The organism is Streptomyces sp. R35 (assembly GCF_041053035.1).
GTDB classification, from domain to species: Bacteria; Actinomycetota; Actinomycetes; order Streptomycetales; family Streptomycetaceae; genus Streptomyces; species Streptomyces lutosisoli.
Window position 1 is genome coordinate 9,895,409 of sequence record NZ_CP163440.1, and the last position, 26,496, is coordinate 9,921,904.

The following is a 26,496-nucleotide window of genomic DNA, read 5'->3' on the forward strand; positions in this document are numbered from 1 at the left end:
GCCAGATGGCCATGCCCCTTCGGCAGACCATGAAGGTCGCTGCGTACCTGTTTGAACAGAAGCTCAGGAAGCGGGACAAGTTCGCGCTGCTGGTCGAGTTGGAACCGCTCTTCGCGTGCAACCTCGCCTGCGAGGGCTGCGGCAAGATCCAGCACCCCGCGGGTGTGCTCAAGCAGCGCATGCCCGTGGCCCAGGCGGTGGGCGCGGTGCTCGAGTCCGGTGCGCCGATGGTGTCCATCGCCGGCGGTGAGCCGCTGATGCACCCCCAGATCGACGAGATCGTGCGGCAGTTGGTGGCCAAGAAGAAGTTCGTCTTCCTGTGCACCAACGCGATGCTGTTGCGCAAGAAGATGGACAAGTTCAAGCCCTCGCCGTACTTCGCGTGGGCCGTGCACATCGACGGACTGCGTGAGCGACACGACGAATCCGTCGCGAAGGAAGGTGTCTTCGACGAGGCGGTCGAGGCCATCAAGGAGGCCAAGCGGCGCGGCTTCCGGGTCACCACCAACTCGACGTTCTTCAACACCGACACCCCGCAGACCGTCATCGAGGTCCTCAACTACCTCAACGACGACCTGAAGGTCGACGAGATGATGCTCTCGCCCGCCTACGCCTACGAGAAGGCACCCGACCAGGAGCACTTCCTCGGCGTCCAGCAGACCCGGGAACTGTTCAAGAAGGCCTTCGCGGGCGGCAACCGGCGCCGCTGGCGGCTCAATCAGAGCCCGCTCTTCCTGGACTTCCTGGAGGGCAAGGTCGACTTCCCGTGCACCGCGTGGGCGATCCCGAGCTATTCGCTCTTCGGCTGGCAGAAGCCCTGCTATCTGATGAGCGACGGGTACGTGCAGACGTACAAGCAACTGCTGGAGGAGACCGACTGGGACTCCTACGGCCGCGGCAAGGACGACCGGTGTGCCAACTGCATGGCGCACTGCGGCTACGAGCCGACGGCCGTCCTCGCCACCATGGGCTCCCTCAAGGAGTCGCTGCGCGCCGCCCGTGAGACCTTCACGGAAAGCCGCGGGTGACGTCATGACCGCCGTTTCCCTGGGCCTCCCCGAGGTGCCGGTCCGACCGATCGCGGAGCGCCGTGTGTCGCGGCAGATCCAGGTCGGACCGGTGGCGGTCGGGGGCGGCGCACCCGTGTCGGTGCAGTCGATGACGACGACCCGTACGTCGGACATCGGCGCCACCTTGCAGCAGATCGCGGAACTCACCGCGTCCGGTTGCCAGATCGTCCGTGTCGCCTGCCCCACGCAGGACGACGCGGACGCGCTGGCGACCATCGCCCGCAAGTCGCAGATCCCGGTGATCGCGGACATCCACTTCCAGCCGAAGTACGTCTTCGCGGCGATCGACGCGGGCTGCGCGGCGGTGCGGGTGAACCCGGGCAACATCAAGCAGTTCGACGACAAGGTGAAGGAGATCGCGCGGGCCGCCAGGGACGCGGGCACCCCGATCCGGATCGGGGTGAACGCCGGGTCGCTCGACCGGCGGCTGCTGCAGAAGTACGGCAAGGCGACGCCCGAGGCGCTCGTCGAGTCGGCGCTGTGGGAGGCGTCGCTCTTCGAGGAGCACGGGTTCCGGGACATCAAGATCTCGGTGAAGCACAACGACCCGGTGGTGATGGTCAACGCCTACCGGCAGCTCGCCGCCCAGTGCGACTACCCGCTGCACCTCGGCGTGACGGAAGCCGGTCCGGCGTTCCAGGGGACGATCAAGTCGGCTGTCGCCTTCGGGGCCCTGCTGAGCGAGGGCATCGGGGACACGATCCGGGTGTCCCTGTCGGCCCCGCCCGCCGAGGAGTGCAAGGTCGGCATCCAGATCCTGGAGTCGCTCGGGCTGCGGCAGCGGCGCCTGGAGATCGTCTCGTGCCCGTCCTGCGGGCGCGCCCAGGTCGATGTGTACAAGCTGGCCGACGAGGTCACGGCCGGTCTGGAGGGGATGGAGGTCCCGTTGCGCGTCGCGGTCATGGGCTGCGTCGTCAACGGCCCCGGCGAGGCGCGGGAGGCGGACCTGGGGGTCGCCTCCGGCAACGGCAAGGGGCAGATCTTCGTCAAGGGCGAGGTCATCAAGACCGTACCCGAGTCGAAGATCGTCGAGACCCTCATCGACGAGGCGATGAAGATCGCCGAACAGATGGAACACGACGGCGTCGCGTCCGGAGAACCGGCCGTCACCGTGAGTTGATCAGCACGGACCGAGAGGGGGCCGAGCGTGACGATTCTGGAGAACATCCGGGGACCACGCGACCTGAAGGCGCTGTCCGAGGCGGAGATCGGTGAACTGGCCGAAGAGATACGGGAGTTCCTGGTGCACGCGGTCGCCAGGACCGGCGGCCACCTTGGGCCCAACCTGGGAGTGGTGGAACTGTCCATCGCGCTCCACCGGGCCTTCGAGTCACCCGACGACCGGATCCTGTGGGACACCGGCCATCAGAGCTATGTGCACAAGCTGCTGACGGGACGTCAGGACTTCTCCAAGCTGCGCGGCAAGGGCGGCCTGTCCGGCTACCCGTCGCGCGAGGAGTCCGAGCACGACATCATCGAGAACAGCCACGCCTCCACGGCGCTCGGCTGGGCGGACGGGCTCGCCAAGGCCCGTCAGGTGCAGGGCGAGAAGGGCCATGTCGTCGCGGTCATCGGCGACGGCGCGCTGACCGGCGGCATGGCGTGGGAGGCGCTGAACAACATCGCCGCCGCCAAGGACCGCCCGCTGATCATCGTCGTCAACGACAACGAACGCTCGTACGCGCCGACCATCGGCGGCCTCGCCAACCACCTCGCGACGCTTCGTACGACGGACAGTTACGAGCAGATCCTCGCCTGGGGCAAGGATGTACTGCTGCGCACACCCGTCGTCGGACACACCCTCTACGAGTCGCTGCACGGCGCGAAGAAGGGGTTCAAGGACGCGTTCGCGCCGCAGGGCATGTTCGAGGACCTCGGGCTCAAGTACGTCGGGCCGATCGACGGACACGACGTGGGGGCCGTCGAGTCCGCGCTGCGGCGCGCGAAACGCTTCCACGGGCCCGTGGTCATTCACTGTCTGACGGAGAAGGGCCGCGGCTACGAGCCCGCGCTCGCGCACGAGGAGGATCACTTCCACACGGTCGGCGTGATGGACCCGCTCACCTGCGAGCCGCTCGCGCCCTCCAACGGGCCTTCCTGGACCTCGGTGTTCGGCGACGAGATCGTCAGGATCGGTGAGGAGCGCGCGGACGTCGTGGCGATCACGGCGGCGATGCTGCATCCGGTGGGGCTCGGGAAGTTCGCCGAGCGGTTCCCCGACCGGGTGTGGGACGTCGGCATCGCCGAGCAGCATGCCACGGTCTCGGCGGCCGGGCTCGCCACCGGCGGTCTGCACCCCGTCGTCGCCGTCTACGCCACCTTCCTCAACCGGGCCTTCGACCAGCTCCTGATGGACGTCGCGCTGCACCGCTGCGGTGTGACCTTCGTGCTGGACCGGGCCGGCGTCACCGGTGTCGACGGGGCCTCCCACAACGGCATGTGGGACATGTCGATCCTCCAGGTCGTGCCGGGCCTCAGGATCGCCGCGCCGCGCGACGCCGACCAACTGCGGGCCCAGCTGCGGGAGGCCGTCGCCGTCGACGACGCGCCGACGCTCGTCCGCTTCCCGAAGGAGTCGGTGGGGCCCGCGATTCCCGCGGTCGGCCATGTGGGCGGGCTCGACGTCCTGCACCGTTCCCCGGAGACACCGCAAGTCCTCCTGGTCGCCGTCGGCGTCATGGCGCCCGTCTGCCTCCAGGCCGCCGAGCTGCTCGAAGCCCGCGGCATCGGCTGCACCGTCGTCGACCCGCGCTGGGTCAAGCCCGTCGACCCGTCGCTGCCCGGCCTGGCCGCCGAGCACCGGCTCGTCGCGGTCGTCGAGGACAACAGCCGGGCGGCCGGTGTCGGCGCGGCGGTCGCGCTGGCGCTCGGGGACGCCGAAGTCGACGTACCCGTAAGGCGGTTCGGCATCCCGGAGCAGTTCCTCGCGCACGCCAAGCGCGGTGAGGTGTTGGCCGACATAGGTCTCACCCCCGTCGAGATCGCCGGGCGGATCGGTGCCGGCCTGGCCGTCAAGGACGCGCTGTCGAAGGGCGCGCTGTCCGAGGATGAGTTGTCCAAGGAGAAACAGGAATGAGCGACCCTGCTGAGAAGGGGGAGTTCGACCTCGGCGCGCTCCTCGCCGAGCGTGGAGCCGAGCGCTACGAGCTGCACACCAAGTACCTGAACCACCAGCTCCCGCGCATGCTGCACACCATCGGCTTCGACAAGGTGTACGAGCGGGCCGAGGGTGCGCACTTCTGGGACGCGGACGGCAACGACTACCTGGACATGCTCGCCGGGTTCGGGGTGATGGGCCTGGGCCGCCACCACCCGGTCGTCCGCAAGGCGCTGCACGATGTCCTGGACGCCTCGCTCGCCGACCTCACCCGCTTCGACTGTCAGCCCCTGCCCGGCCTGCTCGCGGAGAAGCTGCTCGCCCGCAGCCCGCACCTGGACCGGGTCTTCTTCGGCAACAGCGGTACGGAGGCGGTCGAGACCGCGCTGAAGTTCGCCCGGTACGCCACCGGGAAGCCGCGGATCCTGTACTGCTCGCACGCCTTCCACGGGCTGACCACCGGCTCCCTGTCCGTGAACGGTGAGGACGGCTTCCGCGACGGCTTCGCCCCGCTGCTGCCCGACACCGCCGTGCCGCTCGGCGATCTCGACGTCCTGGTCCGGGAGCTGAAGAAGGGCGACGTCGCCGCGCTCATCGTCGAGCCCATCCAGGGCAAGGGCGTGCACGAGGCCCCGCCCGGGTATCTGCGCGCCGCCCAGGAACTGCTGCACAAGCACAAGGCGCTGCTCATCGCGGACGAGGTGCAGACCGGCCTCGGGCGGACCGGGGACTTCTACGCCTACCAGCACGAGGACGGAGTCGAGCCCGACCTGGTGTGCGTGGCCAAGGCGCTCTCCGGCGGCTATGTGCCGGTCGGCGCGACCCTCGGCAAGGACTGGATCTTCAAGAAGGTCTACTCGTCGATGGACCGGGTCCTCGTCCACTCGGCGAGCTTCGGGTCGAACGCGCAGGCCATGGCGGCCGGTCTGGCCGTGCTCTCCGTGATGGAGAACGAGCAGGTCGTGGCCAATGCCCGGGCCACCGGGGAGCAGCTGAAGTCCCGGCTGACGGCCCTCGTGGACAAGTACGAGCTGCTCAGTGACGTACGCGGCCGGGGCCTGATGATCGGCATCGAGTTCGGGCGGCCCACATCGCTGAAGCTGCGCAGCCGCTGGACGATGCTGCAGGCCGCGCGCAAGGGCCTGTTCGCGCAGATGGTGGTCGTACCGCTGCTGCAACGGCACCGCATCCTCACCCAGGTCTCCGGCGATTACCTGGAGGTGATCAAGCTGATCCCGCCGCTGATCATCGGCGAGCGGGACGTGGACCGCTTCGTCGAGGCCTTCACCGCGGTGATGGACGACGCGCACCACGGGGGCGGGCTGATGTGGGACTTCGGGAAGACACTCGTGAAGCAGGCGGTGGCGAACCGCTGAGATTTTTTGCCTCTGGGGCAAGAAAATTGCCCCAGAGGCAAGCATCGGGCTCAATAAACACATGAGCCCTGCTGAACCGGGGGCGGTCGAAGAGCCGTCCGTCGAGCTTCCCGCCGTCGCACCACAACTGCGTGAGCTGCGCCGCCGTGCCTCCCTGACCCTGGAGGCCGCCTCCCGCGCCGCCGGGCTCTCGCCCGCCCACCTCTCCCGTCTGGAGACCGGGCAGCGCCAGCCCTCGTTGCCCATGCTGCTCGCGCTGGCCCGTATCTACGGTACGACGGTCTCCGAACTGCTCGGCGAGACGGTCGCCGACCGGGACGCGATCGTGCGCGCCGCCGACATGGACCCGACCTCCGCCGGGGGCTGGACCTATTGGCAGGCGGGCGCGCCCGGTCGCGGTATGCAGGCGCTGCGCGTCCACGTTCCCTACGGCTCGCAGGGCGACATCGTGCGCGTCCACCCCGGCGAGGAGTGGCTGTACGTCCTCCAGGGGCGGCTGCGGCTGCGCCTCGGGGACACCGCGTACGTGCTCGCGCCGGGCGACAGCGCGCACTTCGACTCGCTCACCCCGCACCGCATCGCCGCCGCCGATCACGGCGGTGCCGAGCTCCTGTTCGTCCACACCCTGCTGCAGAGCCCCACCGCCGCGCTGTGCCTCGGCCCGGCGACGGGGCACCCGACCTCCGGAGAGACGTCATGACCGAACCCACGGAACCCGGCACGCGACGGTCCATGGAGGAGCGGTTCCCCCGCTCCCTGTGGGTGCGACTGATCATCTACATCGCCGTCGGCCACCTCTTCGCGGCCTTCATCTTCCTGCTGTTCACGCTGGGCGCGCACAACCAGTAGATCCCTCTCGGGCAGTGGATCCCCTTCGGCGCCGGCTCAGTCCAGCAGCCGCTCGCGCAGCCGCTCCCGCAGCTCCGGGGTGACCCGCAGCGCCCGCTCCAGGTAGGGGTCGACCCCGCCCCAGGTCTCCTCGATCGTCTCGAAGGCCGCCGTCAGGTACTCGGCGCGCGCGTCGAACAGCGGGCTCAGCAGCTCCATGACCTCGGGGGAGTACGCGGAGGCGGAGCTGCCGTTGCGATGCACCTTGTAGCGGCGGTGCTTCGCGTTCGACTCCAGGTAGTCGGCCACGATCGCATCGCGCTCGACGCCGACGGCGAGGAGCGTCACGGCTATCGACAGGCCCGCGCGGTCCTTGCCCGCCGCGCAGTGCATCAGCGCGGGCACGCTGTCCTCGGCCATCGCGTGCAGCACCTGGGAGTGCTCGGCCGTGCGCTCCTTGATGATCGTGCGGTACGAGGTGATCATGCGGTTCGCGGCCTTGCCGTCCCCGAGGATCGAGCGGAGCTGGTCGATCTCGCCGTCGCGGACCATCTTCCAGAACTCGGAGCCGTCGGCCGGGTCGGTCAGCGGAAGATTCACGTTCCGCACGCCCGGCAGCTCGACGTCCGGGCCCTCCAGCTTCTGGTCGGAGGCATTGCGGAAGTCGAAGATCGTGTGCAGGCCCAGGGAGGAGAGGAACGCGGCGTCCCCCTCGGTGGCGTGCGCCAGGTGGCCGCTGCGGAACAGCTGCCCGTGCTTCACCCGCCGACCGTCCGTGGTGGGCAGGCCGCCCACGTCCCGGAAGTTGCGCACTCCTGCCAGCTCGGGCTCGGTCGACGGGACCTGCTGCGTCACTGGGGCTCCTCCCCTTCGGCCGTCGGCGCTGCTCGGCGTTGCCTGCCGACGGAGGTTGCGCTCTCGACGATACGACATGGGTTCCTCGGGCAATGAGTTGTCCACAGGCGTTGCCTCCAGGGCGCCGAGCCCATGATGATGTTGGTGCCTGATCGCACCTGTTCGAATCTGTGGGGGACTGATGATCGAGGTCGGCACGGACGGTCGTACCTGGCTTCTTTCGGGGCCGACGAGCAGCTACGCGCTACGGCTCACCGGCCTCGACGAGCTGCTGCATCTGCACTGGGGCCCACGGATCGCGCTCGCCGACGCCGAGGCATTCGCCGCCCTGCCCGCGCCGCAGTACTGGCCCTTCGAGTCCCCGCTCGACGGGCGCGAGGAGTACCCGGTCGAGGGCGGCCCCCGCTTCGTCCGCCCCGCCCTCTCCGTGCGGACGGACGAGCGGCGCGGCACCGAGTGGCGCTTCGAGGAGTACGAGGCGGACGGCGACGAGCTGCGGCTGCGTTTCTCGGACGCCGGACTCGGCATCACCCTGCACTACCGGATGCGCGGCGACGTCGTCGAACGCTGGGTGACCCTCGCCAACCAGGGTCCCGCCCTGGAGCTGCTGCGCGCCGACTCCGCGACCTGGACACTGCCCGAGCGCGACGGCTGGCGGCTGTCCCAGCTGCACGGGCGCTGGGCGGCCGAGTCCCGGCTCGTGCGCTCCCCCCTCACCTACGGTGAGAAGGTCATCGGCAGCCGGCGCGGACACACCGGTCACCAGCACCTGCCCTGGGTCGCCCTCGACAGCGAGGCGACCGAGGAGAGCGGCGAGGTGTACGGATGCGCGCTCGGCTGGTCCGGCTCGTGGCGGATCGCCGTGGCCCAGCTCCCCGACGCGCGCGTACAGATCTCCGGCGGCGCCGGATACGACGACTCCGGGCTGCTGCGGCTGGAGCCGGGGGAGTCGTTCACCACTCCCGTCTTCGCCGGCCTGTGGAGCGACGCCGGCTTCGGCGGGGCGAGCCGGGCCTGGCACGCCTACCAGCGCGCGTACGTCATCCCGGACGCGGACCAGGACCGGCCGGTGCTGTTCAACTCCTGGGAGGCCACCACCTTCGACATCTCCGAGGACCAGCAGGGGGTACTGGCACGGCGGGCCGCGGCGATGGGGGTCGAGCTGTTCGTGGTCGACGACGGCTGGTTCGGGACGCGGACCAGCGATCGCGCGGGGCTCGGCGACTGGACCCCCAACCCGGACCGCTTCCCGGCGGGGCTCAAGCCGCTCGGCGACTACGTGCACGCGCTCGGGATGCAGTTCGGTATCTGGGTCGAGCCGGAGATGGTCAATCCGGACAGTGAGCTGTATCGCGCCCACCCGGACTGGGTGCAGTTCCAGCCGGGGCGAACCAGGACGGAGTACCGCAATCAGCTCGTACTGAACCTCGCCCGCCCGGACGTCCAGGAGTACCTGTGGGGGCAGCTCGACGGCCTGCTCTCCAGTGCGCCGATCGACTATGTGAAGTGGGACTTCAACCGTTGCTTCACGGACGCCGGGTGGCCCGGTGAGCGCTACCCGCAGAAGCTGTGGGTCGAGCACGTGGAGGCCCTGTACGCCCTTCTCGACCGGTTGCGGGCCGCGCACCCCTCGGTCGCCTTCGAGTCGTGCTCGGGCGGTGGCGGCCGCATCGACCTCGGCGTCATGGCGCGTACGGACCAGGTGTGGACTTCCGACAACACCGACCCGCTCGACCGGCTCGCCATCCAGCACGGCTTCGGTCAGATCCACCCGGCCCGGATCATGGCCGCCTGGGTTACGGACAGCCCGAACACGCAGCTCAACGGGCGGGTCAGCTCGCTGCGCTTCCGCTTTGTGAGCGCCATGGCCGGGGTGCTCGGCGTCGGCGGAGACCTGGCCGAGTGGAGCGAGGAGGAGCTTGCCGAGGCGCGGGGCTGGGTGGATCTCTACAAGGAGATCCGGCCCGTCGTCCAGCGCGGCGACCTCTACCGGTTGCGGCCCCCGGAGGGCGGGCTGAGTGCGGTGCAGTACGTCCACGGCGATGAGACCGTCGTCCTCGCCTGGCTCCAGGCCCAGCGGTACGGCGAGCCGGTCGCCCCGCTGCGGCTGCGCGGGCTCGACCCGACACAAGCGTATGAGTGCCGTGAAACGGGCGAAGTGCACCGGGGTGCGGTGCTGCTGCATCACGGGGTGCGGACGGGGCTGCGCGGGGATCTCGATGCGGTAGTTATCCGACTGCGTCGTATGTGACTGTTCTGTCCGAATTGGCGGCTTCATTCCAACTGGCCCTGGAATAAAGCATCGTGGGACGAGGTGCGTGAGCAGCGTCATATTCGTGACGATGCGTTGCGACCCCTATTTCGCAACATGCCCGAATTCCCGGGCGGATTGAGGGGCCGGAAAGATCGTCGATCCACGGAGGGTGACCGGAATTCCGGCGTGGATCAAGAAGGGCGGACGCGCAGAAAAGGCACATGGTTGTCGCCGCGCTCTCATCTCGCCTACGTTCGGCCCCAATCCGGACGGACGCCCAATCCTGCCGCCGCCCGGAATCCGCACACTCACCCGCACACGGCAGGAGCGGGGGACCCACAGGTTCCGTGCCTGTTCCGGTCTCCGGAACGGCTAGGGGTACAGCCGCGCACCAGCGCGGCCGGGCATCTCCAGCCCGCACCCGACAGCTCACCCCGCAGGCGCCGGAGAGGAACTCGTCATGCCCGCGAAGGGTAAGCACCGCCGTCCCAAGTCCCAGCGTTTCACCCGCTCGATCGCCGTGGCCGGAACCGGCGGCGCCGCGCTCGCGCTGCCTCTGATGGGGGCCACCGGCGCCCATGCCGCGACCCCGACGGCCACCGTCGCGAAGACCGCCACCGCCGCTCCCGCGGCCGCCAAGAAGGCGGCCGGGACGAAGACCTACGCGGTGAAGGCCGGCGACTCGCTCTCGAAGATCGCCGACGAGCAGAACGTCAGCGGCGGCTGGAAGAAGCTCTACTCCGACAACCGCTCGGCCGTCGGCAGCGACCCGACGCTGATCCGCCCCGGCCTGAAGCTGACGATCGGCAAGAAGGCCGCGTCAGGCAGCGCCACCCAGTCGTCCGCCAAGACGACGCCTTCGTCGACCAAGTCGGCCGCCACCGCCGCCGCCTCCACCAGCAGCAGTTCCGGCTACACCCTGCCGGTCGAGGGCGCCACCGTCGGCACCGGTTACAAGGTGGCGGGCAGCATGTGGTCCAGCGGCTACCACACCGGCGTGGACTTCGTGGTCCCGACCGGCACCACGATCAAGGCCATCGCCGCGGGCACCGTCGTCTCGGCCGGCTGGGGTGGCGCGTACGGCAACCAGGTCGTCATCCAGCACGCCGACGGCCAGTACTCCCAGTACGCCCACATGTCCGCCCTCTCCGTCTCGGCGGGCCAGACGGTGACCGCGGGCCAGCAGATCGGCCTCTCCGGCGCGACCGGCAACGTCACCGGACCGCACCTGCACTTCGAGATCCGCACCACCCCGAACTACGGCTCGGACGTGGACCCGGTCGCGTACCTGCGCTCGCACGGTATCGCCGTCGGCTGACGCCTTCCCCTGCCCCCCAAGGCAGACCACGTGCCCCCAGGGCACGACTCCCTGCTCCCCACGGCAGACTCCGTGCCCCCAAGGCGCGACTCCCTGCTCCCCACAGCAGGACTTCCTGCTCCCCAAGGCAGGACAGCAGCCAAAGGCCGGACCCCACGATCCCCGGGGTTCGGCCTTTGGTCTTTCATGAGCGATTCATGATCGGCACATTGCGGTCCTGTGGCATGCCTGCACGAGGTATCGACAGGCGTGCGACAGTGGCCCCACAGTGATCTCCGCAAGCGCTTTCTATGCCTTCGGAGGTCCCCGTGCCCGGCGTCGACCGACGCACCGTCATCAAGGGCGCCGCAGCCGCGGCCGCCACCGCCCCGTTCTCCTGGGCGCTCTCCCGCAGTGCCGCCGCCGCGCCGTCGGCCGGGGGCGACACCGAACTGCACTGGCTGGAGGGCACGGCGCCCGGCACCCACGCGGGCGCCGTCTGGGGCGTGCCCTGGTCCCGCGGCACCTACCAGCCCGACCAGGCGTTCAGGCTGGCCACTGCCTCCGGTGACGAGGTGCCCGTGCAGAGCTGGGTCACCGGCCACTGGCCCGACGGCTCGGTGAAGTGGACCGCGCACGCCATCGCGCCGGGCGCGCCCAAGGCCGAGACGTACAAGCTCTCCGCGGGTACCCCGGCCGCTCCCTCGCAGCAGCTGAGAGTCACCCGCTCCGGCGGCCGGATCGAGGTGTCGACCGGTGTCATCACGGTGGCCTTCGGCGCGAAGGGCTCCGGCACCGTCGTACGCAGTGTCAGACGCGGCTCGGCCGAGATCGCCCGGGACGGACGGCTGGTCGCCCTGCGCCAGGGTTCGCTGCGCGACGGCGTCGCGGCGGAGGACTTCACCGGCCGGATCGAGAAGACCGAGGTCGAGCAGGACGGGCCGGTCCGCGCGGTCGTCCGGGTCGAGGGCAGGCATCGGCGCGGCGGCCGGGGCTGGCTGCCCTTCGTGCTGCGCTTCTCCTTCCACGCAGGCGCCGAGTCCTTCCGGCTGGTGCACTCCTTCGTCTGGGACGGCGAGCAGGAGCCGGGCAAGGCGGACGGCGACTTCCTGCGAGGCCTCGGTGTCCGCTTCTCCGTGCCGCTGAGCGACCAGCCGTACGACCGCCACGTCCGCCTCGCCGACTCCGGCGGGGGTCTCTTCAGCGAGGCGGTCCAGGGCGTCACGGGACTGCGCAGGGATCCCGGCGAGGCGGTGCGCACCGCGCAGATCGCCGGCGAGAAGCTGCCCGACACTTCGACCTGGGACAGCCGCGTGTCGAGCCGCCTCGCGTACATCCCGCGGTGGGGCGACTTCACGCTCACCCAGCCCACGGCCGACGGCTATGTGATCCGCAAGCGCACCAAGGACGGACACGGCTGGATCCAGGCCGCGGCCGGACGGCGGGCCGGTGGCTTCGGCTACGTCGGCGGCGTGAGCGGCGGACTCTCCTTCGGGCTGCGCGACTTCTGGCAACGGCACCCCACACAGCTCGACATCAGGGGCGCCGCCACGGACACGGCCGAGGCCACCCTCTGGCTCTACTCGCCCGAGGCGCAACCGCTCGACCTGCGCTTCTACCACGACGGCCTCGGCCAGGACACGTACGAGAAGCAGGCCGAGGGCCTGGAGATCACCTACGAGGACTACGAGCCGGGCTTCGGGACCCCGTACGGGATCGCCCGGACCAGTGAACTGACCTTCTGGGCCCACGAGTCGACGCCGAGCGCGGCGGATCTCGCGGCGCAGGCGGCCGCCGTCGCCACTCCGCCGCTGCTGACTGCCACCCCCGAACGCCTGCACTCCGCCGGGATCTTCGGCGACTGGGCGCCGGTCGACCGCTCGAACGCGGCCCGCGAGGTCATCGAGGACCACCTCGACGACCTCTTCGCCTACTACCGCGACCAGCGCGAGGACCGCCGCTGGTACGGCTTCCTCGACTACGGGGACGTGCAGCACACCTACGACAACGACCGGCACGTCTGGCGCTACGACGTCGGCGGCTTCGCCTGGGACAACTCCGAGCTGGGCACCGACCTGTGGCTCTGGTACCACTTCCTGCGCACCGGCTCCGCCGAGGTGTTCCGCTTCGCGGAGGCCATGACGCGGCACACCGGTGAAGTCGACGTGTACCACCTGGGGAAGTGGGCCGGGCTCGGCACCCGGCACGGGGTGCAGCACTACGCGGACAGCGCCAAGCAGGTCCGTATCTCCACGGCCGCCAACCGTCGCTTCTACTACTTCCTCACGGGCGACGAGCGCACCGGCGACCTGCTGCGCGAACTCGTCGACGTGGAGCTGGCGTTCCTGGAGGTCGACCCGCAGCGCAAGGTCCGCAACGACGGCTACACGCCCGGCGACCGGCACGCCCTGTCCGTCGGATTCGGCACCGACTGGGGCGGGTTGTCGGCGGCCTGGCTCACCGAGTGGGAACGGCGCGGCCCGCACGCGGACAAGGCCCGTACGAAACTGGTGAACTCCCTGCGGACGATCGCCGCCCAGCCCAACGGCTTCTTCACCGGCGCCGGTCTTCTCGACGCCGACACCGGCGAGTTCGCGGTCACGACGGACAAGGCGGTGACCGTCTCGCATCTGTCCGCCGTCTTCGGACTCGTGGAGACCAACAGCGAGATCGTCTCGCTGCTCGGCGACGACGAGCCCGAATTCGCCGCCGCCTGGCTGGACTACGCGCAGTACTACAACGCCACGAACGCCGAGAAGACCGCGCTGACCGGCTCGACCTGGAAGTCCGCGCTGCCCGCCGCGCACTCCCGGATCACGGCCTACGCGGCCCGGCGCAAGGACGATCCGACGCTCGCCAAGCGCGCGTGGAACGAGTTCTACACCGGCACCGACACGTACTTCCCGTCCAACGACTGGTCGCGCGTGACCATCAGGACCCCGGCCGTGCTCCGTACCACCGAGGAGATTCCCTGGATCTCCACCAACTCCTCGGCGCAGTGGGCCCTCGCGGCGATCCAGAACCTGGCGCTCATCGGCGATCGGATCCCGTCATGAGACGTACGTTCCTGATCGGGGCGGTGACGGCCGGTGTGCTGTGCGCGCTGACTCCTCCGGTGTCCGCATCGCCCGTCTCTGCGTCCGGTACCTCGAACGTCGTACGCCCCGATGACCGGCGTCTTGCCTACGAAGGGCACTGGGGGAGGACGGCGACGTCCGCGACGACGGTCAACTCCGGCTCGCGGCTCCGCTTACGCTTCACCGGCGGCACCCTGCACGCCCTCTTCGACGTCTCGTCGATCACCGTGCCGGCGCAGATCTATGTGTCGGTGGACGGTGGGCCGAAGCGGCTGTACGCCGTCGACCGGGACGATCTCGACATCGCCGTGCCGGGCCGGGGGACGCACACCGCCGAGCTCTCCGTGAAGGACGTCTTCTCGCGGGCCAACCGTTGGACTCCGCCTCTGGAGACGGGAGTCGTCCTCACCGGGTTACGGCTGGAGGAGGGAGCGCGCCTGCTTCCCCAACACCAGCTGCCGGGGCCTCGGTTGGTCTTCTACGGCGACTCCATCACCCAAGGCGTCATGGCGCTGTGCGAGGTGAACACCTCCGACTGCGCCGACGGGACGGCCGCCTATCCGACGCTGGTCGCCGACGACCTGAACGCCTCCCTCACCCAGGTCGGCTTCGGCAGACAGGGCGTCCTCCAGTCCGGCAACGGGGGAGTCCCGGCCGCCGGGGACGCGTACGGATGGAACTACGCGGATTCCAGGGCGGATTCGGACCGCCGCGCCGATGTGATCGTCGTGAACCAGGGGACGAACGACGCGGCGTACGGCGCGGAGGAGTTCCGGGTCGCCTACCGGGCGTACCTGGACCGGCTGCGGTCGGCCGCCCCGCACGCCCGCATTCTCGCGCTGCGCCCCTTCAGCGGCGCGCACGCCGACGACATCGCCGCCGTCGTCCGTGAACTCGCCGACCCGCACGTCGAGTTCGTCGACACCACCGGCTGGATCTCCCCGGAGGACGGGGACTTCAACGGCACGGTCCACCCGAATGCCCAGGGCCATCGCAAGGTGGCCGACCGGCTCGCTTCACTGATCAAGAGCAAGGAGCACTGACCTCGTGAGACCTCGAAGACTCGGAGCGATCGCCGCCGCCACGCTGCTGGCCTGCCTTGTCGCCACCCCGTCTCAGAGCGCCGAAGCCTCCACGCGCCGCGTCGTGGAGAACCTCGACCGCGGCCTGGTCGCCGTCCCCTCCGGCCAAGGCACCTTCCTGAGCTGGCGGCTGCTCGGCACGGAGTACGCGCGCTACGGGAACGCCATCGCGTTCAACGTCTACAAGGGCGGCCGACGGCTCAACCACGAACCGGTCACCAAGTCGACCACCTACCAGGACAACAGCCCCGGCACGGGCACGTACACCGTGCGCGCTGTCGTCAACGGTCATGAGCAGAAAGCGAGTTCGGCAGCGCTCGACTTCGCCGAGGGATACGCGGAAATCCCGCTCGCCACTGCCGACGGCTACACCGTGCAGCACGCCTGGCCCGGGGACCTCGACGGGGACGGGCGGTACGAGCTCGTCGTCAGCCGCCTCGCCACCGACCGGACCAAGCCCGACCTCCTGGAGGCGTACACGCTCACCGGTGAACGCCTGTGGCGCGTCGACCTCGGCCCCGGCTCGTACACCCAGGTGTCCGGGAACGGCGCCAACGACCCGGCGCCCGCCGCGATCAGCGGCTCGACGGCCATCGGCGGCTATCGCAACGACGACAACGTCACCGTCTACGACCTCGACAGCGACGGGAAGGCCGAGGTGCTGGTGCACACGGCCGACGGGACCACGTTCGCGGACGGCTCGAAGGTGACGGCCGACTCGCCCGCCAACCAGTTCATCTCGGTGATCGACGGCGAGAGCGGCACCGAGCGCACCCGGCAGCCCGTGCCCGACGACTTCGTGGCCGACGGCCCCTCCGGCGGCCACTTCGGGATCGCTTACCTCGACGGCGAACACCCCAGCCTTGTCACGAAGTTGGTCACACGGGTCGGCTCCAGGCGTGGCTCGTTCCGGATCCTCTTCCAGACGTGGGACTTCAACGGGACCGATCTGACCCGGCGTTGGAAGTACGTCGTCCCGTCCGGCAGCGGCGCCACCAGCTTCCACCAGATCCGGACCGTCGACGTCGACCAGGACGGCAAGGACGAGATCGCCGACGGCAACTACGTCGTCAACAGCGACGGCACGCTGCGGTACGTGGTCGACGGCGCCGGACACGGCGACCGCTTCGACATCGCCGACCTGGACCCCGACCGGCCGGGCCTGGAGGGCTTCGCCATCCAGCAGTCCGAGCTGGGCGTCGTATCGAAATTCCCCTGGTACTACTACGACGCCGACACCGGTGAGCGCCTGGTGACCGGCGAACATCCGGCGAACTCGACCAGCGACGCCGACCTCGACGTCGGCCGGGGCAGCGCCGCCGATATCGACCCGTCCCACCCCGGCTACGAGTACTGGACCTCCACGGCCGACGTCACCCGGCCCGGCGCCGGCGTCTTCAACGTCCAGGACGGCAAGGTCTCCACGACCACGCCCAGCGTCAACTTCCGCATCTGGTGGGACGGCGACAAGGGCGCCGAACTCCTCGACTCCACGCACGTCGACAAGTGGGACCCGAACACCGAGACCAGCACCAGGCTCTTCGACCCGGACGGCGTCGTCTCCGGCGCCCGCAACGCGACCCCGTTCTACGGCGACCTGCTCGGCGACTGGCGCGAGGAGATCCTCGCCGAGACGGGCGACCACACCGCGCTGCGCCTCTACACCACCACCGAACCGACGAAGACCCGCATCTACACGCTCGCCCAGAACCCCGAGTACCGCCTCGGCTGGACCGTACGCGGCTATCTCCAGTCGACGTACACGGACTACTACCTGGGCACCGGGACCCGGCGGGTGCCGAAGCCCGCGATCACCACCACCTCGACTGAAGGAGACGCCTCGCATGACGACCACTCGTAGAGCCTTCGGCGCACTCGCCGCGGGTGCCGCCCTGGCCGCGCTCGTCCCGGCCCAGGACGCGAGCGCCTCGCCCCGTCACCGTCACGGACGGCTGCTCGCCGCCGACGACTTCCGGCACGGACTCGGACAGTGGGCCACCGAACTCCAGGACGGCGGCACGGTCACCGCCTCGCGCGGCGTCCTGGAGATCGACGTACCCAGCGGCGCGACGGTCTGGTTCCAGCGGAAGCTCGAAGGGCCGTACGCCATCGAGTACACCGCCACACCCGTCTCCGAGGGCGGCGTCAACGACCGGGTCTCCGACCTGAACAACTTCTGGAACGCCGTCGACGTACGCTCCCCGGACGATCTCTTCGCCACACCCCGGGGCGGTGCCCTCGCGGAGTACGACTATCTCAAGACCTACTACGTGGGATACGGGGCCAACACCAACACCACGACACGGCTACGCCGGTACGTCGGGGAGGCGGGCGTCCGGCCGCTGATCTACGACTACACGCAGCCGCTGCTCACGGCGAATGAGCCGAACCGCGTGCGGATCGTCTCGGACGGCTCCGTCGTGCAATGGTGGAACAACGGGCAACTGGTCTTCGACTACACCGACCCGGAGCCCTACACGAGCGGGCACTTCGCGTTCCGGACCGTGTGGAGCCACTTCCGGATCACCGACTTCCGTGTGTGGCGGCTGTCCCAACGCCCCTGATCAGAGGCTTATTCCGAGTTTGGACAACACTTGACGAGTGGTTTATCTCACCATCCGTCAACCCTTCCTTACGGTCGCGTAGCTCACATCGAAAGGTGAATCATGGGCCGATGTGGCAGACGATTCGAAGAGTGACAACAGATCAGTGATCGGGTCGTACGTGGCGGTGGGGGACAGCTTCACCGAAGGCGTCGGCGACCCCGGCCCTGACGGGGCATTTGTCGGTTGGGCCGACCGGTTCGCGGTACTTCTCGCGGACCGGCGGCCCGAAGGCGACTTCAATTACACCAATCTCGCCGTACGCGGCAAACTGCTCGACCAGATCGTCGAGGACCAGCTCCAGCGGGCCAAGGAACTCGCCCCGGACCTGGTCTCGTTCTGTGCGGGCGGCAACGACATCATCCGGCCCGGTACCGACCCCGACGAGGTCGCGGAGCGCTTCGAGCGCGCGATCTCCGACCTCACCGCCGCCGTCGGCACCGTCCTGGTGACCACCGGCTTCGACACCCGTGGCGTCCCCGTGCTCAAGCATCTGCGCGGCAAGATCGCCACGTACAACGGACATGTGCGGGCCATCGCGGACCGGTACGGCTGTCCCGTCCTCGACCTGTGGTCGCTCAAGACGATCCAGGACCGCCGCGCCTGGGACGGCGACCGCCTGCACCTCTCACCCGAGGGCCACACCAGGGTCGCGCTCCGCGCCGGCCAGGTCCTCGGCCTCGAAGTACCCGCCGACCCGGACCAGCCCTGGCCGCCGCTGCCTCCGCGCGGCACGCTCGAAATGCGGCGCGACAACATCCACTGGGCGCGCGAGTACCTGGTTCCGTGGATCGGGCGGCGGTTGCGCGGGGAGTCGTCGGGGGACCACGTGGCGGCCAAGGGGGCCCTTTCGCCCGACGACATCAAGATGCGGATCGAATCGGTGGCCTGAGCAGCGGCGGCGGGATGCGCCGCCGGTGGCTCGACCGGTGAGGTGACAGCGTGGGAGTGGCGCGGGGCGGGTCGCGGTCGGCGGTGCTGGGATGACCGCGACCCGCCCCGACGTCCCGAGGGGCGGCGCCCGAAGGAGACCCGCATGCCCGCCCTCCGCGCGTCCACCGCACTCGCCGTGACCCTCCTCGCCCTCACCCTTCCGCAGACCGCGACGGCACCCGCGTTCGCGCTGTCCACCCGTCCAGGGCTCAGCGCCGAGCCCAGCCCCTCGACGGTCACCGTCACCGGCGAGGGCAGCGCCACCGCCGTGCCGGACATCGCCGTCATCGGCGCGGGTGTCGACGTCATCGCCAAGACGTCGAAGGAGGCGCTCGCCGCGCAGAGCGTCGCGTCGAACGCCCTGCTCGACGCCGTACGCGCCCAAGGCATCGAAGAGCGGGACATCCGTACCGAGAGCATCTCGCTGTCCCCGGTCTACGAGGACCAGAACGGCGTCTCCCAGCTGACGGGCTACGAGGCCGCGCAGTCGTTCTCGGTGAAGGTCCGCGCCATCGGTACGACGGGTGCGGTCCTCCAGGCCATCACCGACGCGACCGGCGACGCGGGCCGCATCCACTCCGTCGCCTTCGACATCGCCGACCCGGCCCCGCTGCACTCCCGCGCCCGCGAGGCCGCGCACGACGACGCCCATACGAAGGCCCTGGACTACGCCCGCCTGAGTGGACGGCGGCTCGGCCGACTCGTCTCCCTCACCGAGAGCGGCAGCGGCGACCTCCGCCCCGTGCCCATCGCGGCGGCCGCCTTCGACCAGGGCGGGGCGGGCGTACCGGTGGCTCCCGGGGAGATCCGGGACACGATCACGGTGACCGCGGTGTACGAGCTGAACTGAGGGGGACGGACGGTGGTCGGGCCCAAGCAACCTCGGCGAAGTCCGGTGCGGTGGGGCAGCGCCCTGGAAGGGCGCGGGGCTGTGACATCATGCGGCTCCGCCGCGTGGGCGCGACCAGCCACGACACACCCGCACCCGGCGCACCGGACTCCCGGCGGAGCGCTTGGGCACGCCTCAGCGCACCGCCGCCACCAACGCCTCCCGCTCAAGTCCCAGTTCGCGAGCGAGCGCCTCGTCCACCCACTCGTGGGTCCGCGCCCGTGACACCGCGCCCGTGTACGCCGTCATCTGGACGGCCAGTCCGTCCAGCAGCGCGGTGAGCCGCAGGGCCGCCCCCGTGGGATCCGGGCAGCGGAACTCGCCCGCGGCCACACCCTCCGCGATGACCTCGATGATCGCGGCCTTCCACTGCCGGTCGAGATCACAGGTGACCTCCCGCAGCGCGGGCTCGCGCAGCGCCGCCGCCCAGCCCTCGATCCACAGCCGCCAGCCCTTGGCCTGCCCGGTCGGCGCGTACCAGCGCACGGCCGCCCGCAGCCGCCGCAGCGCCGTCGTACGGCGGCCGAGCAGCTTGCGCAGATGGGCGAGGTCGTCCTCGGCCGCGTAGGTGAACGCGGCGGCCACCAGCTTCTCCTTCGTCGAGAAGTGGTACAGCACCAGCGCGTTGCTCACCCCGAGCGAGGAGGCCACGTCGGCGATGCGCACCGCGGCCACACCCCTCGCCTCGATCTGCTCGACGGCAGCCCGCAGCAAGTCCTCACGCCGCTCCGCCACGCTCAACCGCACTCTCGCCACGCGGCAACCCTATCCCCCGCCGGGGACAGCGCCGGAGGAGGCCGCTTCCTCCGGTCTCCCGGCTGGACGGCACCGCGGCGCCCGCGCGCGCATCAGTCCACGAACTGGTAGTCGGCCTTGATGCGACCGTCCTCGCCGACGACGAGGAACTCCAGGCCACCGCCCGTCGCTTGGCCCTCCCCGGTGTGGAAGGACTCCCAGCGGAACGTGATCACGTCACGCAGTTGCCGGGCGGCCTCCTGGATCCTGAAGACATACGTCCCCGGGGCGACGAACTCCTCGTAGGCGCGCGTCACGCGTGCGTGCAGCTCGTCGTGGCCGCGGGCCTCCAGCGCGGCGGTGGCGAAGCCGAGGCCCACCGCCCGCTCGTGCATCTCCTGGGGCGGCAGCAGGATGTGCAGACCGTCGTCCGCCCACAGTTCGTGGACGGTCTTGCGGCGGATCTCGGGGTCGGGCTCGTTCCACACGCCTATGTAGCGCTCGATCAGGTCCTGTGCGTCGATGGCGGACATGGTGCTCCTTGTGCGGGTCGGTACGCGAGGTCTGACGTCACCTCGGGAGGGGGCTTCCGACGTCACCTCGGTTGCGGTTTCTGACACCACCGACTCTGCTTCCGCACGGCCCGCGCCTCAATTCCCCGCAGGGTATGGCTGCCCTGTGCCAGGACTCCGTGGTCGGAGGCGCCCACCACGGCCACCGGGCGCGGGTCGAAGAGGGCGGTCAGGCCCGCCTGGCGGCCCCTCCGTCATCTGTACCACCCGAACCGCTCCGCGATCACCGGCAGCCGGTCGGTGACGATGGCGTGTGCGGCGGCCCGCGCGGTCGTCCCGTCGGCCTCCGCGCGGGCCAGCATCTGGTCGATCAGGGCGCGCATGGAGCGCCGCGTGTACGCGAACGCCTCGTCCGCGTCGGCGCCGATGTCGCCGAACAGCGTCCACCACCACCAGGCGTTCGTCCCGGAGTTGACGACCACGTCCGGCAGGACGGTGACCCCGCGCGCGGCGAGCAGCTCCTCCGCCTCCGCCAGAACGGGCATGTTGGCCGCCTCGACGATCCAGCGGGCGGTGATCCGCCGCTGGTTCACGGCGTCGATCGCGTACGAGACCGCCGCGGGCACCAGCACCTCCGCGTCGACGGACAGCCAGGCGTCGCCGGGGAGTTCACGGTCGGCGGGGCGCAGCGCCGAGCGGTCGACCGTCCCGTACGCGTCACGCGCCGCGAGCAGCGCCTCGACGTCGAGGCCCCCGGGGTTCGCGATCGTGCCCTTGATGTCGGCGACGGCCACGACGTCGAGCCCCGCGCGCGCGAGGAAGCGGGCCGTGGCCCCGCCCATGGTGCCCAGGCCCTGCACGGCGACGCGCGTCCCCGCGTAGGTCACCCCGGCGCGGTCCAGGGCCGCGAGCACCGACTCGGCGACACCGCAGCCGCCGACCAGCTCGTCGAGGCCGATGCCGTCCACCTCGACCGCGAAGGCGTCCGCGAGCCGCTGCCGGGCCGTCGCCTCGTCGTCGAGCAGCGGGTACACGGCCTGGATGGACGAGACGAGCCCCGCCTCCTCGGCGGCCCGGTCGACCAGGTCCTGGGTGAGGCCGAGGTCCTCGCCGGTGGTCCAGAAGTTCTCGATGTGCGGGCGCATGGCGCGCAGATAGCGCACCAGAAGGCCGTACGCCGCCGGGTCCTGGGGATCGCAGTCGATGCCGCCCTTGGCGCCGCCCAGCGGGATGTAGCGGCCCTCGGAGTTGTAGTGCAGGGCCTCCTTCATGGTCATGCCGCGGGCGAGCCCGGCGACCTCCTCCAGCGTGCAGCCGGGACGCATCCGCAGACCGCCGCTGGAGACGCCGCGCACCAGCCGGTCGACGACGAGGAAGCCCTGGCGGCCGGTGACATGGTCCGTCCAGGTGAGCGTCATCAGGGGGGCGGTCATCGGGTCTCCTCGGGGATGGCGATCAGGGTGGGGCCGGGGGTACGTGGGGGTGTCGCCCCGGGCGGCCATCTCGTCGCGGTTCTCGCCGTAGCAGCCGTTGTCGAACACCAAGACGGGCGGCGCGTGGCCGAGCGTGCCGAAGCCGGTCGGCTGAAGATAGCGGCCCGCGGCACCGAGCGGGAGGTACGGGATCCAGCGCGCGTCGGGTTCGGCGGTCCCGGCATCACGGGCGGCCCGCAAGGCCCGCGCCCGCGAAGGCGTCCTTGTCGGCCTCCACACGGGTCACCCGAGCAGTTACTGAATCATCGGTCAGTATCGGGACTGGCACGGGGTCCTGTCAACGTACTGAATGGATCATCAGTAGAGGGCGGCTGGGCCGGCGCGGGCCCGGTCCGTCGGACACGCCCTCCGAGAGGGATCGGTGAGGGAGCGGAGCGGGTCCTCCCGGCGACTTCAGGTTGTACTCGCTTCCGTCACCGGTGGGCACCCCCGTGCCCGGGGTGCTCGAGTACGGTTCCCTGGCGCGGAAGAAGCGCGGGTGCGGTGGGGTTGAGGAGACACAGACCCAGGGCCACGGACATCGTGCTGTGACAGGGGCGACCCGGCGCTGTCAGAGGCGACGACCATAATGAAAGCCTGACCGACTCCATCTGGAGGTATCCGTGACCGGTTTCCGTACCTTGAGCTCCGGGCTACGCTCGCTGCGGCCCGCCGCCTTCGGCGCGGATCCAGGTGGTGAGCGCATGGAGCGCATCCGCAGGTCGCCGAACTTCGCGGACGGTGTCTTCCAGAATCCGGAGAGTGCCCGGACCCGCCCCGACGGTTCCATGGTCGAGTTCGCGAAGGTCTACTTCCGCAGCGAGGAGCGCGCCCACCGCGCCCCGACCGGGACGGTGCCGGTGCACGCGACGACGCTCGCCGACCTGGCCAGGCCCGCGGCGAGCGGCCTGCGGATCACCTGGATGGGGCACTCCAGCGTCCTCGCGGAGATCGACGGGCACCGCGTGCTCTTCGACCCGGTCTGGGGCGAGCGCTGCTCCCCGTTCAACTTCGCCGGGCCCAAGCGGCTGCATCCGGTGCCCCTGCCGCTGGAGGCGCTCGGTCCGGTCGACGTCGTCGTCATCTCGCACGATCACTACGACCATCTCGACCTGCCCAGCATCAAGGCCCTGGCCGGCACGGACACGGTGTTCGCGGTGCCGCTCGGCGTCGGCGCCCACCTCGAGCACTGGGGTGTGTCGGCGGACCGCCTGCGCGAGCTGGACTGGAACGAGACGACGAAGATCGGCGGAATCTCCCTGACCGCCACTCCGGCGCGTCACTTCTGCGGGCGCGGTCTGCGCAACACGCAGCACACGCTCTGGGCCTCCTGGGCCGTCGCGGGCGACGAGCACCGGATCTACCACAGCGGCGACACCGGCTATTTCCAGGGCTTCAAGGGTATCGGCGCCGAGCACGGCCCGTTCGACGCCACGATGATCCAGATCGGCGCGTACAGCGAGTTCTGGCCCGACATCCACATGACGCCCGAGGAGGGCATGCGCGCGCACCTGGACCTCCAGAGCGGGCGGCCCTCCGGAGTGATGCTGCCGATCCACTGGGCGACGTTCAACCTGGCGACGCACCCCTGGGCGGAGCCCGGCGAGGGCACGATGGCCGCCGCGCACGCGGTCGGCGCGCGCGTCGCGCTGCCGCGCCCCGGCGAGCCCTTCGAACCCGCGGCCGAGACCATCCCGTCCGAGCCCTGGTGGCGCGGCGTGGCCCTCCCGCCGGTGGGCGGATGGCCGGCCGTCGAGCAGGCCGTCGCCGCCACACCGGGTGACGTCGCCGCCGACGCGGCGGAGGACACCGGGGAGCCGGAGACGGTGCCCGCGGGCTGAGTTTCCTGAATTTCCGATGGACGGCGAGGGCCGGGGAGCAAACTGCTCCCCGGCCCTCGCTGCCTGTTTATGACCACTCCTGACCAGCTCCGATCGGATCGACGCCCCGCTGGAACGCGTGTCCGATGGAGTTATCGGTCTGTCGTACGAGGCCTCATACCAGAGCGGGACGCTGGCCGTGGGACTTTGTCAACTGCCCACCGCACATGATGCGTTGCCGACTACTGTGAGTTGCCGTCGGGCGATGCAGGGCCGATTTTTTCGGCACTCTCGACCGACACCGCGATGGCGCACGCCCGAGTCGCGCAGACCGCGGGAGCCCCCGCGCTTCCGACGCCACAGTACGAGGACACCGATGTCTCACCTTCGCGCACCGGCCGCACGCGCAGACCGCCGTGAGGGCGGACGGCACGGGCGACCGGTCGCCCATACCGCCCCCTCGCTGCCCGAGACCCACCTGCGGCCCCAGCTGCTGCGCCTGGCGGTCCTGCCACCGATCGCGGTGGCCCTCAGCGCGTGCGCGGCCGTACTGTTCACCGTCCGCTCCACCGGCGCCCGGCCCGGCCTCATCCTGTGGGCCGTACTCGCCGGAGCCGTGGGCGTGGCCCTGGCCGGCATCCTGATCGCCGCCGTGGCCGCCGACCGTGCCGCCAAGTCCGTACGCGACCGCATCGGCGCCCTGCGTCGCACCAGCGCGCGGACGGAGGACGACCTGCGCACCCTCGTCGAGGGACTGCGCCGGGGCGAGACCCCGCCCGCGCGCAAGGCCCGTCGCCAACCCCCGGCGGACGCCGACGACTTCGAGCTGCTCGCCGCCGATCTCTCGCGGGCTCACGACGGTGCCGTCGTGGCCGTCGTGCAGGCCTCGCAGCTCTCCAGCCAGGCGGGCAGCGAGCAGAAGGTCGAGGTCTTCGTCAACCTGGCCCGCCGCCTGCAGTCCCTCGTGCACCGCGAGATCTCCATCCTGGACGAGCTGGAGAACGAGATCGAGGACCCGGACCTGCTCAAGGGCCTGTTCCACGTCGACCACCTCGCCACCCGCATCCGCCGCCACGCCGAGAACCTCGCCGTCCTCGGCGGCGCCGTCTCGCGCCGTCAGTGGAGCAACCCCGTCTCCATGACCGAGGTGCTGCGCTCCGCGATCGCCGAGGTCGAGCAGTACTCGCGGGTCAAGCTGGTGCCCCCGATCGACGGCACCCTGCGAGGGCACGCGGTCGCCGACGTCATCCACCTGCTGGCCGAACTCGTTGAGAACGCCACGGTGTTCTCGGCCCCGCACACCCAAGTGCTGCTCCGCGCCAACCTGGTCACCTCCGGACTCGCCGTCGAGGTCGAGGACCGGGGCCTCGGCATGCCGCTCGGCGAGCAGAACAAGATGAACGCCCTGCTCGCCGACCCCGACCAGGTCAATGTCGCCAGCCTGCTGCAGGACGGGCGCATCGGCCTTTTCGTGGTCTCGCAGCTCGCCCGGCGGCACGGCATCCACGTCCGGCTGCAGACCAACATCTACGGCGGTGTCCAGGCGGTACTCGTCGTGCCGCAGGGGTTGCTGGGTACCGCGCCGGGCGCCCCCGGGGACGTCACGCAGGGGCAGCCGCACGAGGCGCCCGTGAGACCGCAGGTCACGCAGCCGGTGCCGGTGCCGGCGCCCGCGTCGCCCGGCGGCCGCGCGGTGTCCCCCCTGCCGAGGCAGTCCCGGCGGGACCAGGCACCACCGCCCGCCGTACCGGGTACGCCGCTCGCACCGGTCGTGGGCGGCAGCGGTCCCGCGCCGCTCCCCGTGCGAGGTACCCACATGGAACGGCCCAACCCGGCGGAGGCCCTGCCCGGCATCCGCCCCGAGGACCGGCGCACCGCGGAGGAGAACGCGGCCGTGCCGCCCACGCCGCGCGGCGGCGCCGTCCGCGGCACCATGGGCAAGCCCCAACTGCCCAGGCGACGTGCCCAGGAGCACATCGCGCCCCAACTGCGCGACGGGCCCGCACCCCGCCAGGAGACGGAGTACGTCGCCGGGCACGACCCGGGCCTCATGGCGGCGTTCCAGCGGGGGATCGGTCTCGCGGAGGCGGCTCACGCGGAGACGGAGCGCATGCAGGCATCGTCCGTGCAGTCATCGTCCAGGAGCCGGGCGCACTTGGACCTGGTGCCCACGGATCCGCTGCCGCCACTGGAGGTGGTCCGGGTGGACGTGCCGCCGTTGGGCGCGGCCCACCTGGATGGTGCGCACATGGACCACGCCCACGTGACGCGCGCGCACATGGACGACGCCCACATGGAGCGACCGCACCTGGATGTTCTGCACATGGACGGCGTGGCCCAGGTGGACGGCTCGTCCTCCGCCGCCGCCGATACCCCCAATGTCGGTGACTCCAGGGACGTACCGCTGATGGACGCGACGCCCGCGCCCACGGCCCAGATAGCCGAAGCGCACACGGCGCACGCGTCGGCGCCGCACGACGCGCAGGGGACGCGGGACACCGCGCCCGCGCCCGGACATGACCTCACTGCCCGGCACGACGGGAGCACACCGGCCGGATGACGACGCCCCTCACCACCCCCACACCCACCCCCTCCG

20 protein-coding genes and 1 riboswitch are annotated in these 26,496 nt (G+C 70.5%); of the genes, 16 read left to right on the forward strand and 4 right to left on the reverse strand.

The window, feature by feature from the left end; translation table 11 throughout:
- The first annotated feature begins 5 nt into the window (after positions 1-5).
- From hpnH to AB5J50_RS44475, 6 genes are all read left to right on the forward strand, one after another.
- The gene (gene hpnH / locus AB5J50_RS44450; RefSeq protein WP_369264255.1) at positions 6-1,028 is read left to right on the forward strand and encodes an adenosyl-hopene transferase HpnH; all 1,023 of its coding nucleotides are present in this window, start codon (positions 6-8) and stop codon (positions 1,026-1,028) included.
- Between the two features lie 4 nt (positions 1,029-1,032).
- A complete protein-coding gene (gene ispG / locus AB5J50_RS44455; RefSeq protein WP_369264256.1) occupies positions 1,033-2,190 on the forward strand; it encodes a flavodoxin-dependent (E)-4-hydroxy-3-methylbut-2-enyl-diphosphate synthase in 1,158 nt (385 codons plus the stop codon).
- A gap of 27 nt (positions 2,191-2,217) precedes the next feature.
- On the forward strand, positions 2,218-4,146 hold the full coding sequence (gene dxs, locus AB5J50_RS44460) for a 1-deoxy-D-xylulose-5-phosphate synthase (protein ID WP_327433677.1): 1,929 nt from the start codon (positions 2,218-2,220) through the stop codon (positions 4,144-4,146).
- Positions 4,143-5,543: an aspartate aminotransferase family protein gene (locus AB5J50_RS44465; protein ID WP_369264257.1), complete on the forward strand. Its 1,401-nt coding sequence runs from the start codon at positions 4,143-4,145 to the stop codon at positions 5,541-5,543. The genes dxs and AB5J50_RS44465 overlap by 4 nt, the downstream gene beginning before the upstream one ends.
- Before the next feature lie 61 nt (positions 5,544-5,604).
- Positions 5,605-6,243: a helix-turn-helix domain-containing protein gene (locus tag AB5J50_RS44470; protein ID WP_369264258.1), complete on the forward strand. Its 639-nt coding sequence runs from the start codon at positions 5,605-5,607 to the stop codon at positions 6,241-6,243.
- On the forward strand, positions 6,240-6,392 hold the full coding sequence (locus AB5J50_RS44475) for a DUF6126 family protein (protein WP_327433680.1): 153 nt from the start codon (positions 6,240-6,242) through the stop codon (positions 6,390-6,392). Before AB5J50_RS44470 ends, AB5J50_RS44475 begins: the two co-directional genes overlap by 4 nt.
- A gap of 36 nt (positions 6,393-6,428) precedes the next feature.
- On the opposite strand, the gene AB5J50_RS44480 is transcribed toward AB5J50_RS44475, so the two are convergent.
- Complete coding sequence (locus AB5J50_RS44480) at positions 6,429-7,226, reverse strand: tyrosine-protein phosphatase (protein WP_369264259.1); 798 nt, start codon at positions 7,224-7,226, stop codon at positions 6,429-6,431.
- Between the two features lie 181 nt (positions 7,227-7,407).
- On the opposite strand from AB5J50_RS44480, the gene AB5J50_RS44485 reads away from it, so the two are divergent.
- From AB5J50_RS44485 to AB5J50_RS44520, 8 genes are all read left to right on the forward strand, one after another.
- Positions 7,408-9,477 (forward strand): alpha-galactosidase, encoded by a 2,070-nt coding sequence (locus tag AB5J50_RS44485; RefSeq protein WP_369264260.1) that lies wholly within the window; start codon positions 7,408-7,410, stop codon positions 9,475-9,477.
- Positions 9,478-9,779: 302 nt separating this feature from the next.
- A riboswitch (cyclic di-AMP (ydaO/yuaA leader) is annotated at positions 9,780-9,936 on the forward strand.
- A 4-nt stretch (positions 9,937-9,940) separates the two neighbouring features.
- Entirely contained in the window at positions 9,941-10,798 is an 858-nt protein-coding gene (locus AB5J50_RS44490; protein ID WP_369264261.1) for a LysM peptidoglycan-binding domain-containing M23 family metallopeptidase, read from the forward strand.
- Positions 10,799-11,106: 308 nt separating this feature from the next.
- Entirely contained in the window at positions 11,107-13,833 is a 2,727-nt protein-coding gene (locus AB5J50_RS44495; protein WP_369264262.1) for a Tat pathway signal sequence domain protein, read from the forward strand.
- Entirely contained in the window at positions 13,830-14,897 is a 1,068-nt protein-coding gene (locus tag AB5J50_RS44500; protein WP_369264263.1) for a GDSL-type esterase/lipase family protein, read from the forward strand. Before AB5J50_RS44495 ends, AB5J50_RS44500 begins: the two co-directional genes overlap by 4 nt.
- Positions 14,898-14,901: 4 nt before the next feature.
- On the forward strand, positions 14,902-16,797 hold the full coding sequence (locus AB5J50_RS44505) for a hypothetical protein (RefSeq protein WP_369264264.1): 1,896 nt from the start codon (positions 14,902-14,904) through the stop codon (positions 16,795-16,797).
- Positions 16,781-17,500, forward strand: a complete 720-nt coding sequence (locus AB5J50_RS44510) for a DUF6250 domain-containing protein (protein WP_369264265.1) — start codon at positions 16,781-16,783, stop codon at positions 17,498-17,500. The genes AB5J50_RS44505 and AB5J50_RS44510 overlap by 17 nt, the downstream gene beginning before the upstream one ends.
- A 145-nt stretch (positions 17,501-17,645) precedes the next feature.
- Complete coding sequence (locus AB5J50_RS44515) at positions 17,646-18,431, forward strand: SGNH/GDSL hydrolase family protein (protein ID WP_327433687.1); 786 nt, start codon at positions 17,646-17,648, stop codon at positions 18,429-18,431.
- Positions 18,432-18,575: 144 nt separating this feature from the next.
- The gene (locus AB5J50_RS44520) at positions 18,576-19,322 is read left to right on the forward strand and encodes an SIMPL domain-containing protein (protein WP_327433688.1); all 747 of its coding nucleotides are present in this window, start codon (positions 18,576-18,578) and stop codon (positions 19,320-19,322) included.
- A 174-nt stretch (positions 19,323-19,496) separates the two neighbouring features.
- Here AB5J50_RS44520 and AB5J50_RS44525 read toward each other — a convergent pair whose 3' ends face one another.
- From AB5J50_RS44525 to AB5J50_RS44535, 3 genes are all read right to left on the reverse strand, one after another.
- Positions 19,497-20,117 carry a TetR/AcrR family transcriptional regulator gene (locus AB5J50_RS44525; protein ID WP_369264266.1) on the reverse strand — a complete coding sequence of 207 codons (621 nt, stop codon included), beginning with the start codon at positions 20,115-20,117 and terminating at the stop codon, positions 19,497-19,499.
- A gap of 92 nt (positions 20,118-20,209) precedes the next feature.
- Entirely contained in the window at positions 20,210-20,629 is a 420-nt protein-coding gene (locus tag AB5J50_RS44530; protein WP_369264267.1) for a hypothetical protein, read from the reverse strand.
- A gap of 233 nt (positions 20,630-20,862) precedes the next feature.
- A complete protein-coding gene (locus AB5J50_RS44535; protein WP_369265682.1) occupies positions 20,863-22,041 on the reverse strand; it encodes a Glu/Leu/Phe/Val dehydrogenase dimerization domain-containing protein in 1,179 nt (392 codons plus the stop codon).
- A gap of 662 nt (positions 22,042-22,703) precedes the next feature.
- Between AB5J50_RS44535 and AB5J50_RS44540 the strand changes: the two genes are divergently transcribed.
- Both AB5J50_RS44540 and AB5J50_RS44545 read left to right on the forward strand, forming a co-directional pair.
- Entirely contained in the window at positions 22,704-23,921 is a 1,218-nt protein-coding gene (locus tag AB5J50_RS44540; protein ID WP_369264268.1) for an MBL fold metallo-hydrolase, read from the forward strand.
- A 355-nt stretch (positions 23,922-24,276) separates the two neighbouring features.
- The gene (locus tag AB5J50_RS44545; protein WP_369264269.1) at positions 24,277-26,460 is read left to right on the forward strand and encodes an ATP-binding protein; all 2,184 of its coding nucleotides are present in this window, start codon (positions 24,277-24,279) and stop codon (positions 26,458-26,460) included.
- The last annotated feature ends 36 nt before the right edge of the window (positions 26,461-26,496 follow it).